This is a genomic window from Flavobacterium sp. GNP010, assembly GCF_056428945.1.
In genome coordinates this window covers 76,144-90,792 of record NZ_JBWJVK010000011.1, presented here as the reverse complement: position 1 = coordinate 90,792, position 14,649 = coordinate 76,144, and the positions used below count along the sequence as shown (strand labels likewise).

Sequence of the window (14,649 nt, the reverse complement as noted above, 5' to 3'; positions counted from 1 at the left end):
ATTATCAATTTATTACTTGTCTCTTGTAAACTAACAAAAGATACTTATGACAGTGGTGAATTAAAAAAAATCGGGATAGCAACAAATTATTTAAAAACTGAAAATTGGAAATTCTATCATAAAAATGGAAAGATATTTCAAAAAGGTAAATATCGTGATGGAAAAAAAATTGGATTCGGAAAATGTTTCACGAAAATGGAAAATTGCATCAGATTGGAGATTTTAATGAAGGAAAACAAAATGGAAAATGGAGATTTTTTCACGAAAACGGCAATAAAGAAGGAACTGGAACACTAAACAATTGAAAATTAATTGGTAAATGGGATTGGTTTCATACTAACGGCAAAATCTATACAGAACGATTATATACTAATGGAAAACTAATACAATAATTAGTTGTTTTGATGTAAATGCAAAGCAATTGATGAAGGTAACTTAAAAGACGGAAATGGAAAACTAAATTTATTTGACAAATACGGCAATTTAATAGAAATTCAAAACTTTAAAGATGGTGAATATCTAAAAAACGATATACCATCAGCTATTTTTTCTATGTAATTTAGGCATAAGGAATTAACATCTTTTGAATTAGTAATTAATTAGAAGTTAGTGCCTTATCTATTAAATATAAAAGCAATTTTCATAAAAATAATCCCTTAAAATAATCGAAAAAAATATAGAAATAGTTTAGAAAAAATGAGGATCAAAACTTAACTTTGCAAAAAAAATAGTTGAAATTTCTGTTTTCAATATTTCTAACATTAACACTATTACTAAACTCATTTAGTACTATCATTATTTGTGTTACTTTTAAAATCAATCAAAACGAAATTGCGAAAACACTTTGCGTATTGAGAAAACAAAAAAACAATAGTTGTAATGGTAATTGTGTTTTACGAGCGGAATTAAAAAAACAAGCCCAAAACGAAAAAAAACACGAAAATATTTTAAAAGAAAAAGTAGAAACCGTTTACACAATTAGTTCAATATCATACAACTTCACTCCTATAGCACTTTTAGAAATTAATAAAAATATTTCTTATTATTACGCTTCAAAACCAATCTCGGTTTCTTTTGCAATTTTTCATCCACCCACCGCATAATTATATTTTTTAATTTATCATTTCAATATCTCGAAATGCATTTTTTGTTGACTTTAAGTCAACGAAACGATTATTAATATTTATAATTATCTAATGAAAAAAATAATTTTAGTCCTAATTCTTATTGGGCAATTTTCTTATGCACAAAACAAAACGGTAAAAGATAGCACAAAAACGGAACAGCAACTTGAAGAAGTAATTATAACTGCAAATCGAGGCGCTGCAAAACGCTCGGAAATTCCAGTTTCAGTAAGCAAATTAACTGCAAAAACTATATCTGAAACTAAACCAACAAGTATCTACGAGGTTATCAATAAAACTCCGGGAGTTTTAATGGTCAATCTCGGAAACGAACAGCACGCAATGGCAATTCGTCAGCCTATTTCGTACTCTAGTTACTTTTTGTATCTCGAAGATGGCTTGCCAATTCGTCCATTAGGCGTTTTTAATCACAACGCTTTGTTAGAAATAAACCAGTTTTCGCTTAATAGTATCGAAGTTGTGAAAGGACCGGTTTCTTCTATTTATGGACCAGAAGCCATTGGTGGAACAATAAATTTTATTACACAAAGTCCAACTTTAGACCCAACTTTCAAAATTGGTGTTCAAGCCGACCAATTCGGTTATAAACGTTTGCAGGTTGCCGGTGGTGCAACAATTGGAAAAATTGGTTTTTATGTTTCGGGTTTAACTTCCGACCAAAAAAATTCTTGGTTAGCATCATCTGATTATTCTAAAAACAATATCAATTTGCGTTTGGATTATGATATCACTCCAAACACCAAATTGACAACAACTTTTATGAAAGGAAAATACTATTCGCAAACTAGCGGAAGTATTAACGAAGAAACTTTTAAGAGTAGAAATTATTCAAGCACAACCGATTTTACTTACCGAAAATCCGAAGCTTTAAGAACTAGAATGACATTAAACCATAATTGGAATGACAAATCCGAAACATTTGTAACCGTTTTCCATAGAGATAATAAACTGGGACAAAATCCATCTTATGGAATTCGTTGGAATCCAACACCAAGTGCAGCAAACGACACCAATAAAGCAAGAGGAGAAATAAACTCAAACAACTTCAAAAGTTACGGTGTTTTGGCACAACATTCTCAAAAATTCGAATTTTTGAAATCAAATTTAATCGCTGGGGCATTATATGATTATTCGCCTAACGACTACAATTCGTATCAAATAGATTTGAAGGCCAACTTAAATGCAGGAGGACTTTCAGTGAATAATTATCAAATTCTTGCCGAAAGACCTGATATAAAATTAGCAGATTACGAAGCGAAAATTAAAAATTCGGCAGGGTATTTACAATACAGTTTTAATGTTATCGAGAAACTTAAATTTACTTTAGGAACACGTTTTGACCAAATGGATTTGAGTTATATCAACAATATTGATAAATCTGAAGGGATAAAAAAATACAATAGATTTACTAGTAAAATTGGAGCAAACTTCAATTTGAATAAAAATGTTGGTTTCTACGGAAACCTTGCTCAAGGATTTGCACCTCCGGGATTAACCTCAATTTTTAGAAAAAAACCAGGGACAGGAACAGCAACAGTTCCAGCAGATTTTTATTATAATCTTAAACCTGCGCAATTTAATAATTATGAAATTGGCGGTTTTTTAAATTTACTTAAAAACAAATTATTTGTTGATTATGCAGTTTATTATCTACAAGGGAACAACGAATTATTAAGTATTCGCCAACCTGATAACTCGACCGATTATCAATCAGCAGGAGAAACAAGCCACAAGGGAATTGAGTTTGGCGTAAATTATCAACCAACCCAGGAATGGCAATTTAGAATAGGCGGAACAACAGCACAACACAAATTTATTGATTTTAAAGTAAGCGATAAACCAACCGACCCAGTTCAGAAACTCGATGGCTTTGAGATGCCATCTGCTCCAAAATGGGTAGGAAATTCTGAAGTGAGTTACTATCCAAAATGGTTACCTAATTTCAGAACATCAGTCGAATGGCAATATGTTTCTAGTTATTACCAAGACCAAATAAACACGGTAAAATATGATGGATATAGCTTTTTCAACGCTAGAGTCGCTTACAGGTATAAAGGCATAGAGTTTTACACAAACATTATGAATATAACCGATAAATTGTACGCTTATAATGTTTCAAAAGGAAACAACGCGACTGATAAAGCAACTTATACGGTTTCTGCACCAAGAACATTTATGTTTGGAATTCAATATAATTTCGATTTAAAAAAATAATTTTCACGAGCCAATCCCGCTATTCGTTACACTCTTTTTAAGGGCGAGAAAAATCGCCCTCAAAAAGGATTTTCAGTGCTATCGGACTATAAAAAAACTACAATGGAAAAACCTATTTCAAAAGAAAATCAATCTAAAAAGAAAGATTCAAAAATCATCAAAAAAATAAAGCAAAATATGTACAAATGGCATCGTTCATTAGGAATTATTACATTAATTCCAGTTATATTTTGGACTTTATCAGGTATAATGCACCCTTTTATGGCTCATTTTTTTAAGCCTGAAATTGCACACGAAAAATTGGAAATAAAACCGATTGAAACTACGCAAATAAAACTTTCAGTTCAAGAAGTTTTAATTCAAAATAAAATTGATTTATTCAAGAATTTTAGAATGGTAAGTTTTGCAAACCAAACGTATTATCAAATTAAAACAGTTAGAAATGAATATCGATATTTCAATGCTTTAAACGCAAATGAATTAGAAAATGGCGACCAAAAGTATGCTGAATATTTATCAAGATATTTTATCGATGATGCAAAAAGTAATGTTGTAAAAATTGAATTATTAACCGAATTTACATCGCAATACAAGTACATCAATCGATATTTACCCGTTTACAAACTTACATTCGATAGGGATGATGAAATGCAAGTTTATGTAGAAACCAATTCTAGTAAACTAGCAACTTACAACCCGAAATCGCGCCAAATTTTTATTTGGATATTCGATACTTTTCATAATTGGGCTTTTATAGATGCTATTGCAAACAACTACTTACGGATAATTTCGATGCTTTTGTTTCTCTCAATCATATTATTTTCAGCCATTAGTGGTATAGTAATTTATGCGTTTATGTGGAAGAAGTTTAAAAAAGTAACACCAACAAATCCAGAAGGGTTTTTAAGAAATAATCATCGTAAAATTGGTATAATTGTCTCGTTTTTGACTCTGACCTTCGCATTTAGCGGAGGTTATCACGCAATCCAAAAATGGCAACCCAATGTTTTGCCAAAAATGATATATGAACCAATTGTAAACGTTTCTAACATCAAAATTCTATCAACCCAAACTAAGGTAGATTTGAGCCAACTAATCAATATTTCAATCATTAAATTCAAGAAAAATTATTTTTATCAATGTGATTTGTATGATGCTGAAAATGAAAATTGGGAAAAACAATTTGTAAATGCAAATTCAAATCTTTTAGAAAAAAACATTGAAATAGAATACGCACAATTTCTGGTAACAAAATTTTCGAAAATGTTAATAAATCCAACTTCAAATTGTTGCGAAATGGACGGCACTGAAAGTTACAATCCTAATTTTGTATTAAAAAGCAGTTCGATCCTAACCGATTTTGACAAACGAGAATATGGTTTTGTCAATAAGCGATTGCCAGTTGTAAAATTAGAATATAACACACCCGACAATACAACATATTACATAGAGACATCAACATCTAGTTTGGCATCTGTGGTAAATAGAAGCACTAGGCTTGAAGGTTACTCTTTTGCTATTTTTCATAAATTTTTATTGATGGAATGGGCTGGAAAAAATATTCGTGATTTGATAACTGTAATTTCCGCTTTAGGAATTTTAATTGTGAGTGTTTTAGGTTTAATTTTATTTTTTAAAAGAAAATGAAGGTGAAATAAGAAAGATTAATAAAATTGTAATATATTATAGGATTAATAAAGGAAGATGCCGAACGACATCTTTCTTTATTAAATAGAGCAGGGTATGGTTTGGTAAAAAGGATATTAGGATAGTAGCTTATTATGAGATATTTCTAATGTTCTTAAAAATAATAAAAAAGATAACAGACAAAGATTTTATCAATTACAAACAAAGTAGTAGTATTGTTTATTTTTTTACAACAATGAAAGTATAGATTAGAATAATACTTCTAATTCTAATCTCGTGTTTCTATATCAACACCGCATATGAATTTTCGGATTCCGAAGAAAAGACTAATTTTGAAAGTGAAAGTCATGCTTATGTTAAATAATTTAGCAACCGAACCTTTGCAAACTGTATTATCCAAAGTATTCCCTATTGCAAAATAGATTGTTATACACCAATCCAGTATCATTTCAGTTCAATTTTACTTGCACCTAAATGTATTTCATTCTACCAAAAATCTTACTTCCTGAAACGGCATAAGCTTATTATTCTGCATTAAAAAACAAACTCAAGCGTAGTATAAAAAGTTCTAGTATCAGATGGTATTATTCCGGGACCGGGATAACCAGTCGCTCTTCTTGTAAAATAACTATTGTTTGTAAAATTAGTAATCCCAGCTTCCAGTTTCCATTTTTTCCATTTGTAGGAAGTTGAAAAATCAGCTACATAATAGGCAGGAATTTGACCAAAAATACCATACGTATTGTCATTCACATCTGTTATACTGTTGTTTGCTTCCGTAAATTGAGAAGATACATAGGTAAATTGTACACTCGAAATAAAATTCTTATATCCAATTCCTGTTCCCGTTTTTATGTTGTACAGCGGTACGAATTCCACTTTATTTCCTTCAATATTTGGTGCGTCCGATTTTAAATATTCCGAATCTGTAATAGCGATATTGGAGAAAACATTCCAAACGAAGTTTTCTTTTTGTTTGAAAAAAGTTTTATTCAAACTCCAATCAAACATCGTTTCAAAACCATAAGTGACAGCAGTTCCAATATTATCTCTGAACCTTACAATTGCTGCAGAACCATTAGGATTTCTGGTTTCATATTCCCCTATCTTATCGTCATAATACAATCCATAAACGCTTGCGTCAAAGGTTACTTTATCCCCTATTTGTCCCCGAATTCCAACATCAGAAGTATAGCCTTTTTCGTCCGAAATATTTTCATCAATCACCTGGCTTGGACTTACAGTTCTGATGTCATTGAACGTTACCGACCGATAATTTTGTGAAACATTTCCGTAAAATTCTATTCTATTCAATGGTTTATAGCTTAATCCAACCCCTAACAAAACAAAGTTTCTGTCTTTTATATTATTCTCAAACTTGGTTTCATCCAAAATCACATTTCCGGCCAAATCCAGATTTATTTTTCGATAAGAACCTTCTGCCTGTGTTTTTATTTTTTCGAATCTAAAACCTGGTGTTACAGAAAAATTAGAAGTTATTTTGAAAATATTCTCTCCAAAAACCGATACATTCAAGTTTGGATACGTATAATTGGATTGGTTGGCATAAAAAGGAAATTCTGCATCAGCAACATTAAAATTGGCATCACTACCCGAGGTTCCCGGACCTTGAACTCCTGAATTTTTAGATTGATAATATTTGGCTCCAATTAAAAAAGCGCTAGTGTTGGTTTTCATTTTGTAGCGTTTTAAAAATCGTGCCTCCGCTCCCCAATTGACAAATTCCCCAATTATTAAATCTCTTTCCGTACCTACTCCATCAGGATTTGAAACCCTATTAGAACGATATCCAACTGCTTTTCTACTTGCATCTAAACCAAATAATTGCAATGAAAAATCGGTATTTGCAGTAAATTTATGTTTTAATCGCAATGCAAATAAATTCCAGTTTACTGCAAACCAGTTTCGGGTTCTATTGCTTTGTGTTGGATCTTCATTAAACATCACATCAGTTAATCCGCCAGCTTGTTGGGCTAAATAATTAAAATAAGTATAATCAAAATGCAATGATGTTTTTTCGTTGAACTGATAATTCAAATTCCCAAAATAGTTTTTGCTTTCAAATTCAGAATTGGGTCTAAAACCATTTCCTTGTTTGTAATTATAAAAGGTGTAATAACTGAATTTACCTTTTGTACCGCTTAATGAGGTAAAATTGGTAAACAAACCATAAGAGCCAAGAGTGTTTCTCGTTGCGAATTCAAATGGTTTTTGACTTGGTGTTTTTAGTTTAAAATTGACTAATCCTCCAAATTGAGTTCCGTATTGCAATGATGCTGCACCGCGAACTACCTGAATTTCTTCGAGGGCTTCAGTAGGTGTAGCATAATAACTTTCAGGATAACCAAGAACATCTGCACTTATATCATAACCGTTTTGACGGGTATTAAAATTAGATGTTCGGTTTGGATCTAATCCTCGTCCACCAATACTTAATTGTAAACCACCATCAGAACTCTCGTTGATTGTTAATCCTACAACTTGAGCAAATATTTGACGTGCATTATTGGTTGCTTTATTTGCCGTAATTTTATTTAACGAGATTACTTCGGTTTTTTTTCCAGCGTAAATAGCAGTTTCATCAATATCTTTTAATTTATTGAGTGCAAATATTTTTTCTTTTTGTTTATTGATAACTACTTCCGAAAGGTTGGTTACTTTATCCAAAACAATAACAATGCTTTCATCGGATGTTGCAACTGTTTTTTCTAAAACCGCATAGTTTTCTTTGAAAAAAACAAGTTCATAATTCCCTGACTTGTCTAATTCTATTGAAAACTCTCCTTTAGAATTGGATAGATATTTAGTTCCGGAAGTTTTATTATATATTTCAACGGAAGCTAGTACCGCACCATTGCCAGCTGTTGTCATTCCTGAAATTTTAAATTGGGAAAAACTATTTATTGTAAAAAATAAAAGTAGAATACAACTAAAATCCTTTAATTTCATCGTTAAAAGGTAATATCCAAGTTTTGTGATGGAATGTTTCATTTTCTTTGGCTAAATTTATTGTTGGATTGATATATTTTTGACTTAATCTTCCATTGAGAGCAACATAGCTTTCTACTCTAACTTCGGGGTCGTGGATGCCTTTTTTTTGATAATAATCGTGTAAAAAATGTGCATATTCCAAAATAAAATCTGGTTGGAATGACATTTGCTTTTCCTGAAAAGTGGTTAAGAAATGACTGTTATTGATCACTATATATTCTTTCGTTTTAGAATTGGTAACACTAAATTGGGTATAACCAGCTTTTTCCATAAGCATCACGCGCCACGAAAATCGAAAACCTTCTTCTGTCCAAAATAATTCGTCTGGATAAAATACATACCGAAAAGGAAACAGTAACTGAAAAGATAAAAAACAGGTTAAAAAGGCTATTTTAGTATTATAAACTCCATTAAAATGCTGAATTTTTTCTTTACCGTTCTCAAAAACAGTCATACTGAAATTGAATAATTTTGAAATAATTTGTAAACCCTTTTTATGAAAATCCGAATTAAAAAAGAGCAATGAACTTAAAATCATTATATACGGAAAAACACCAATAGGGAATAAAATTTTAGTCAGAATATGAAAGACTACCACTAAAACAAAAGCAAATAAGCGAGTTCTTTTATACAGTAATAAAAAAGGTATACTTAAATCATAAATCATCCCCGTCCAGCTAAATGCATAGTGCACCCAATTCTCGTTTAACAACGAACCAATTAGAGGTAAATTAGAATTATTGGGTAACCAGATTTTGAGTGGCATCGCTTCAAAAAGCCAGTCGGAATTAAGTTTTGCCAAGCCAGCATAAAAATATACAATACCTAACAACAGTTTTAAAATATCAGTAGTCCATCTCGGGATTTTCTGATAGGCAATTCTAGGGTTTCTATACGCATCGATTGAAAAATAGACATTAGCAGGTAAAAAAATAAGTATAAAACTCACCACCGTAATAAAATAATAATGATTCAGGTAAGTGGTTTTGTCCATAAATTCAATGTAAGTAAAACTCAGGAAAAAGGTAATTATTGATATTTTGTATTTGTATCCTATTGCGACAAAAAAAGCTGCCAACCCTGAAACAAAAAACAATATATACGTGTAATTCCCTAGCGGTTTAACCCACTCAAAGCCATAATACGTGAAATGAAATTGGGGTTGGATATAAAATTTATCAATCCAACCATAACTCACAAATCGGATAAGACTTAAAACCATCATAAAGCCAAACGCTAGCCTAAAAAAAGCTAGCGTTGATGCCTCTGAATATTTATTTAGATATTTTGTTATACTTAAACCCATAATTAATCGCCATCGCCATCTACATAATCAATAGTAATATTTAATGCTTGCATCATATCTAGTTTTGTATAGATTACATTTTGCTGTAAAGCATCATATGCGGCAATCATTTTTGAATTATCAGCATTTACTTGCTGAGAAAAACTATTGTTAAGCGCATTGTTTACTGTATAGATAGTAGCAAATTGATTATTTATAATATCACTTAACTTCTGATTGTTCCTAATAGCATTTAAAAAATCTAAATACGTTTTTAGACCTTCGCCAGTTGTAGTACTATTAAAATGTTTTCCATTAAAAAAATCTTGCTGTGCTTTTATTGAAACATTCAACAACTCTTTAGAAATATCATTTTTATAATACCCTTCTACTTTTTCTGGAAATTTGGCGCCACTTGAAAAAACACCTGCTGGAATACCTAATTTACCGGTCCGAATATCTTTTTCAAGATTTTTTACAAATAAATTTGTTGTTTTATTCACTGAACTACTTACCGAAGTCCCATTGTTAGCAATATAACTATTTCTAAAACTTGAATTCCAACTGATTACAACTGCATCAGCATTAGTTTTTAGTTTGTTAACAACAGCTGTTAAATACTGCTTGTAATTTGCAGCATTTGCATTTGTAGCATAAAAACCAATAATTGACGCACTATTTGCACCCAGTCCATTAACTAAATAATCCAATGCCGGAAAACCTTGTTTGTCAAATTGAGACAACAGTTCCAGATTATAAGTTGCAGATGAAATATTTGATTCTATACCGATTGGATTTGTTGGATAAGTATTGGAAGCCATATTAAGATTAATCTCTTCCGCTTTACCCAAATTATACATCGATATATATTGATATGCTTTATAAGCCTCTAACCAAGAAGTTCTCATAATTTGAAGATTTGCTTCAGTTGGAGTTGCAACAAAAGTATTTGTGCTAGTTACCAATATTTGAACTTTCGCTTGATAATTTACATAACTTGGAATAATAATATTATCAGCCCAGTTTGTTAAAAGTGCTGTTCTATCGTAATTATCCCCGTCCGTACTATTTTCACCATCATTTGATGAGCAAGCTACAAATACGGCAACAAAACTTAAAACTAATAGTATCTTTTTCATATTCTTAAAAATTTAAGCAAAAGTACAAAAGCAAGAGGGTTAATTTCTCTTGCTTTGTTATTTTTTACTGAGTTAATTTACTGTGGTAGCTTGAGCAACTGTAAACCCAAATTTTGCTGCTATTTGTGTAGATATGGTATCTAATTTTGCTCCTAAAGTATCGATAGCCCACAAACCATTTGTTCCGCTTACCATAGAAGCTAACATTGCATCTACTTCTGATTTGGTAAAATAAGGACTATTTGTTCCTGGTTTATTTGTATATCGCAGTGACATAATAAATCCATAACCTTCAGACAAAGCGTGAAAAGCTTTTGCTCCCTTATCAGTTGCTAATTTACCTTTCCCTTCTTGCAAATAAAATACAGCTCTCACTGCTGAAACCATTGCTAGTTTTGATTTGATAATATCGATTTGAGCATCACGAACTTTATAATCATTAGCTACGATTGCTGCTCTACCTTTACGGAAAGCCAAGTCAATATCTGCTTTAAGAGTATTAAAATCAGTATCGGCATTAACTTGATTGATATAACTGCTCCAGAATTTGAAAGTGTTTGGCGTAACAGTTAAATTATCCGCTCCATAGATATAGCCATAAGCTTCATCCCAGTTGTGCTCCATTTCAGTATAACTCTTTCCTGTTAACAATACTTTGTTTGTGTTGTCAACTTTATTAGTACCGCCATCAAGCTTATTTAGACTTAAATAATTATTAGCTATTTGATCCATAAAGCAAGCCCCCATCATTCCTTTTAATAATACTTGTTGGGGCTCTAATCCATTTGCTGCAAATAAGCGCTTGCTTGTTCCATCTAGATAAACACCTGCAACACCCGCAGAAGCTGTTGCTCCTTGACTTGCAGCATCACCATTGTCAAATTGGGTTTCAAATAAATCACGAACACTTACTTGTTCAGCTATTGAACCACCACCAAGATATAATGAAAAATAATCTTTTGAAGCAGCCGTTTTATCTTTTAATTGTTTTCCTGAAGCGTTTAAACCTGCGCCAGTATAAAGGTTATTTACATTAGCATACATGTCTGATAGTACTGCGTCATCAGCGACAGTGCCGTTTGTTGCGGCTGTACTAAAATATTTCCCCATCTCATCAAGCATTAATAAGCGGCTCGATTGCCCAGAATAATCTACAGAAGTCACGGCATTTCTTTCGAATGTGTAGGTTGCTGGAACAGTATAATTATACGTATCTTCAACTGTAGCATCGTCATTTGAACAAGATGCAAGCGCTAACAATAAAATTGGGAATGCGGAAAGAGATAATTTTTTAAAGTTCATTTCAGTTAATTTAGATTGAATTAAAATAATTTCTGCAAATATAAAACCTAAATTAGAACAAACAAATTTTTATTTATATTTATTCTAAATAAAATTTGGCAATTTAATAAAAGTTTATATTTTTGCGTTAAGTTTATTCATTCTAAATAAAGCAAAACTATGAGAAAAATATTTTTAAAAGTTTCAATACTTTTAACAATGGGGGTTTTAATTACTTCTTGTAATACTAACGATGATTCTTCCAATACTTCTAATGTTACAAAAAAACAAGTTGTGGTAAATTATGCAAACATTGCTAACGCCAATTATCAAAAAGCGTATGATGATGCCGTAATACTAGAAACAGCAATAAATACATTTACAACATCACCAACTCAAGTCAATTTTGATAATGCTAAAAGCAAATGGAAAGCTGCAAGAGAAAGTTATGGTACTACCGAAGCCTTTCGTTTTGCTGATGGACCAATTGATAATGCCGATGGACCAGAAGGATTATTAAATGCCTGGCCATTAGATGAAAATTATGTTGATTATGTTCAAGGGGCTACAAATGCTGGAATAATCAATGATTTTACAACATTCCCAACAATAAACAAATCTCTTTTAGAGCGTTTAAATGAACAAGGTGGAGAAAAAAATATCAGTGTTGGATATCACGCTATAGAATTTTTACTTTGGGGACAAGATTTGACAGCTCCTTCGGCAAACCTAGCTGGATTGAGAGCCTATACGGATTATGTTGTTGGGGGAACAAATTCAAATCAAACAAGAAGAGCAGCTTATTTGAAAGCATGCGCTGATTTATTGACCGATAATTTGGAGTATTTAGTAAACCAATGGAAAGTTGGCGGTACCTATAGATCTAAATTCCTTGCACTACCTGATGATGTCGCTGTCAGAAATATTTATCTTGGGATAACTACACTTGTGTCTGCAGAATTACCAGTAGAGCATATGGATGTTGCACTTGGAAATGCAGATCAAGAAGACGAACATTCTTGTTTTAGTGATAATACTCATAGAGATATTGCTTTGAATCTTCAAGGAGTAATCAACGTGTATAAAGGGAATTACGGAACTGTTGATGGAGCATCACTGGAAGATTTGGTTAAACAAGCTAACACAAATACATACAATAGCACAGATGTAGCATTAAACGCTGCCGTAACTAAAGTTAGTGCGATAGTAACACCTTTCGATTTAGCTATTTCTGGCGGTTTAACCTCTACAGAAGGTGCGAAAGTTAGAATGGCAGTTTTACAGCTGAAAGATTTTGGTTCTAATTTGCTTGCTGGTGCTTCGAAAATTGGTATCACTGTAAATTAATGAATTCGTAAATTCAGGTTTAATCAAAGTGTCCTTGTAACTGTACACTTTTTTCTATTTAACAAAATGAAGAACACTTTCAAAGGTCTCGCTTTTCTAATTTGCTTTCAACTTTTTAGTTGTGCCAATACTGACGATGAATATGTAGCATTAACACCCGAAGAGAGGGAACAATATTCTGGTGGAGAAACTACTGTTTTTAATACTTCGGAAGAAGCTTTTGGCTTTTCTGCTCCCAACTTGACATTCGATGAGCAATCCGATTTTGGTATAGGAAACTCTTTTTTTAGACAAAGTTGGGTTTCTGCACCCTCCTCTACAACTGCTAGAGATGGTTTGGGACCGTTTTTTAATGCAATAGCCTGTGCAAGTTGTCATTTTAAAGACGGAAGAGGAAGAGCTCCTATATTTGATGGTGAACTTGGTCACGGATTATTATTAAGATTAAGTATTCCCGGTACAAACAGCAATGGAGGTTCACTTCTAGATCCAATTTATGGAGGACAATTACAAGACAATGCCATTCTAGGTCAAACCGTAGAGGGGAAATATGTGATTACTTATCAATCCATTGCCGAAACTTTTGCAGACGGAACTACTGTAATCCTGCAAAAACCAATCTATCAAATCAATAATTTGGGTTATGGTTCATTGGCAAACAATGTACAAATTTCGCCAAGAGTAGCTAGCCAAATGATTGGTTTAGGATTATTGGAAGCCATTCCAGAAAGTACAATTTTAAGTTTTGTAACCAATAATTATAGAGATGGTATCTCAGGAAAAGCAAACTATGTTTATGATGTTGTTTCAAATAGTCAGAAGCTTGGTCGTTTTGGATGGAAAGCAAATCAATCAAGTGTTCGTCAGCAAGTTGCAGGTGCTTTCTTAGGTGATATGGGAATAACAACGAGTTTATTTCCTAATGAAGATGTACCAACTGGTGTTGATGCTACGACAATTCCAAATGGTGGGACACCCGAAATTTCAGATTTAAATTTAAATCGAGTCGTTTTATATTCCAGTACATTGGCAGTTCCGGCACGGAGAAATTATTCCGATCAAAATGTTTTGAAAGGAAAAAAAACATTTGAAACTGTTGGTTGTACCAATTGCCATATTCCTTTAGTACAAACAGGAAATACACACCCTATTGCAGCTTTACGTAACCAAACCATTCGTCCGTTTACGGATTTATTATTGCATGATATGGGAGAAGGATTAGCAGACAATACACCAGATTTCTTGGCTACTGGCAATGAATGGAGAACGCCTCCTTTATGGGGTATCGGACTTATTAAAACTGTAAATAATCATACCAATTTATTGCACGATGGTAGAGCAAAGAATGTTGAAGAAGCTATTCTATGGCACGGTGGCGAAGGTCAAAATGCCAAAAACAAATACAAACAACTTTCTGCAAAAGACAGAAATGATTTGTTGAGTTTTATAAATTCATTGTAATCTATTATCCTGATATAAGTTGATGTAATGGTCTTCTTATATCAGGAAAAAGCAGACATAGCTATTAAGTCATTATTAATTGAAACTTTAGCTAACTTAGGTCTTGAAGGTTTAATCA

10 protein-coding genes are annotated in these 14,649 nt (G+C 32.2%); 6 read left to right on the top strand and 4 right to left on the bottom strand.

Translation table 11 applies throughout. The annotated features are described in order from the left end of the window. Positions 1–182: 182 nt before the first annotated feature. From AC061C_RS06660 to AC061C_RS06645, 4 genes are all read left to right on the top strand, one after another. Entirely contained in the window at positions 183–305 is a 123-nt protein-coding gene (locus AC061C_RS06660) for a toxin-antitoxin system YwqK family antitoxin (protein WP_478290522.1), read from the top strand. Between the two features lie 546 nt (positions 306–851). Then, positions 852–1,103, top strand: coding sequence for a hypothetical protein (locus AC061C_RS06655; protein ID WP_478290521.1), 252 nt, complete (start codon positions 852–854; stop codon positions 1,101–1,103). A 93-nt stretch (positions 1,104–1,196) separates the two neighbouring features. Further along, positions 1,197–3,359, top strand: a complete 2,163-nt coding sequence (locus tag AC061C_RS06650) for a TonB-dependent receptor (protein ID WP_478290520.1) — start codon at positions 1,197–1,199, stop codon at positions 3,357–3,359. Positions 3,360–3,461: 102 nt separating this feature from the next. Beyond that, positions 3,462–5,006: a PepSY domain-containing protein gene (locus tag AC061C_RS06645; RefSeq protein ID WP_478290519.1), complete on the top strand. Its 1,545-nt coding sequence runs from the start codon at positions 3,462–3,464 to the stop codon at positions 5,004–5,006. Between the two features lie 534 nt (positions 5,007–5,540). Here the strand turns inward: AC061C_RS06645 and AC061C_RS06640 are convergent. The 4 genes from AC061C_RS06640 to AC061C_RS06625 all read right to left on the bottom strand — a co-directional run bounded on the left by AC061C_RS06640 (position 5,541) and on the right by AC061C_RS06625 (position 11,744). After that, entirely contained in the window at positions 5,541–7,976 is a 2,436-nt protein-coding gene (locus AC061C_RS06640; protein WP_478290539.1) for a TonB-dependent receptor domain-containing protein, read from the bottom strand. Next, positions 7,957–9,324 carry an HTTM domain-containing protein gene (locus tag AC061C_RS06635; RefSeq protein WP_478290518.1) on the bottom strand — a complete coding sequence of 456 codons (1,368 nt, stop codon included), beginning with the start codon at positions 9,322–9,324 and terminating at the stop codon, positions 7,957–7,959. The genes AC061C_RS06640 and AC061C_RS06635 overlap by 20 nt, the downstream gene beginning before the upstream one ends. Before the next feature lie 2 nt (positions 9,325–9,326). Then, positions 9,327–10,442, bottom strand: coding sequence for an imelysin family protein (locus tag AC061C_RS06630; protein ID WP_478290517.1), 1,116 nt, complete (start codon positions 10,440–10,442; stop codon positions 9,327–9,329). A 72-nt stretch (positions 10,443–10,514) separates the two neighbouring features. Further along, the gene (locus tag AC061C_RS06625) at positions 10,515–11,744 is read right to left on the bottom strand and encodes a DUF4856 domain-containing protein (RefSeq protein WP_478290516.1); all 1,230 of its coding nucleotides are present in this window, start codon (positions 11,742–11,744) and stop codon (positions 10,515–10,517) included. Positions 11,745–11,903: 159 nt separating this feature from the next. On the opposite strand from AC061C_RS06625, the gene AC061C_RS06620 reads away from it, so the two are divergent. Beyond that, on the top strand, positions 11,904–13,070 hold the full coding sequence (locus AC061C_RS06620; protein WP_478290515.1) for an imelysin family protein: 1,167 nt from the start codon (positions 11,904–11,906) through the stop codon (positions 13,068–13,070). A 66-nt stretch (positions 13,071–13,136) separates the two neighbouring features. Next, positions 13,137–14,531 (top strand): di-heme oxidoreductase family protein, encoded by a 1,395-nt coding sequence (locus AC061C_RS06615; protein WP_478290514.1) that lies wholly within the window; start codon positions 13,137–13,139, stop codon positions 14,529–14,531. Positions 14,532–14,649: the final 118 nt, after the last annotated feature.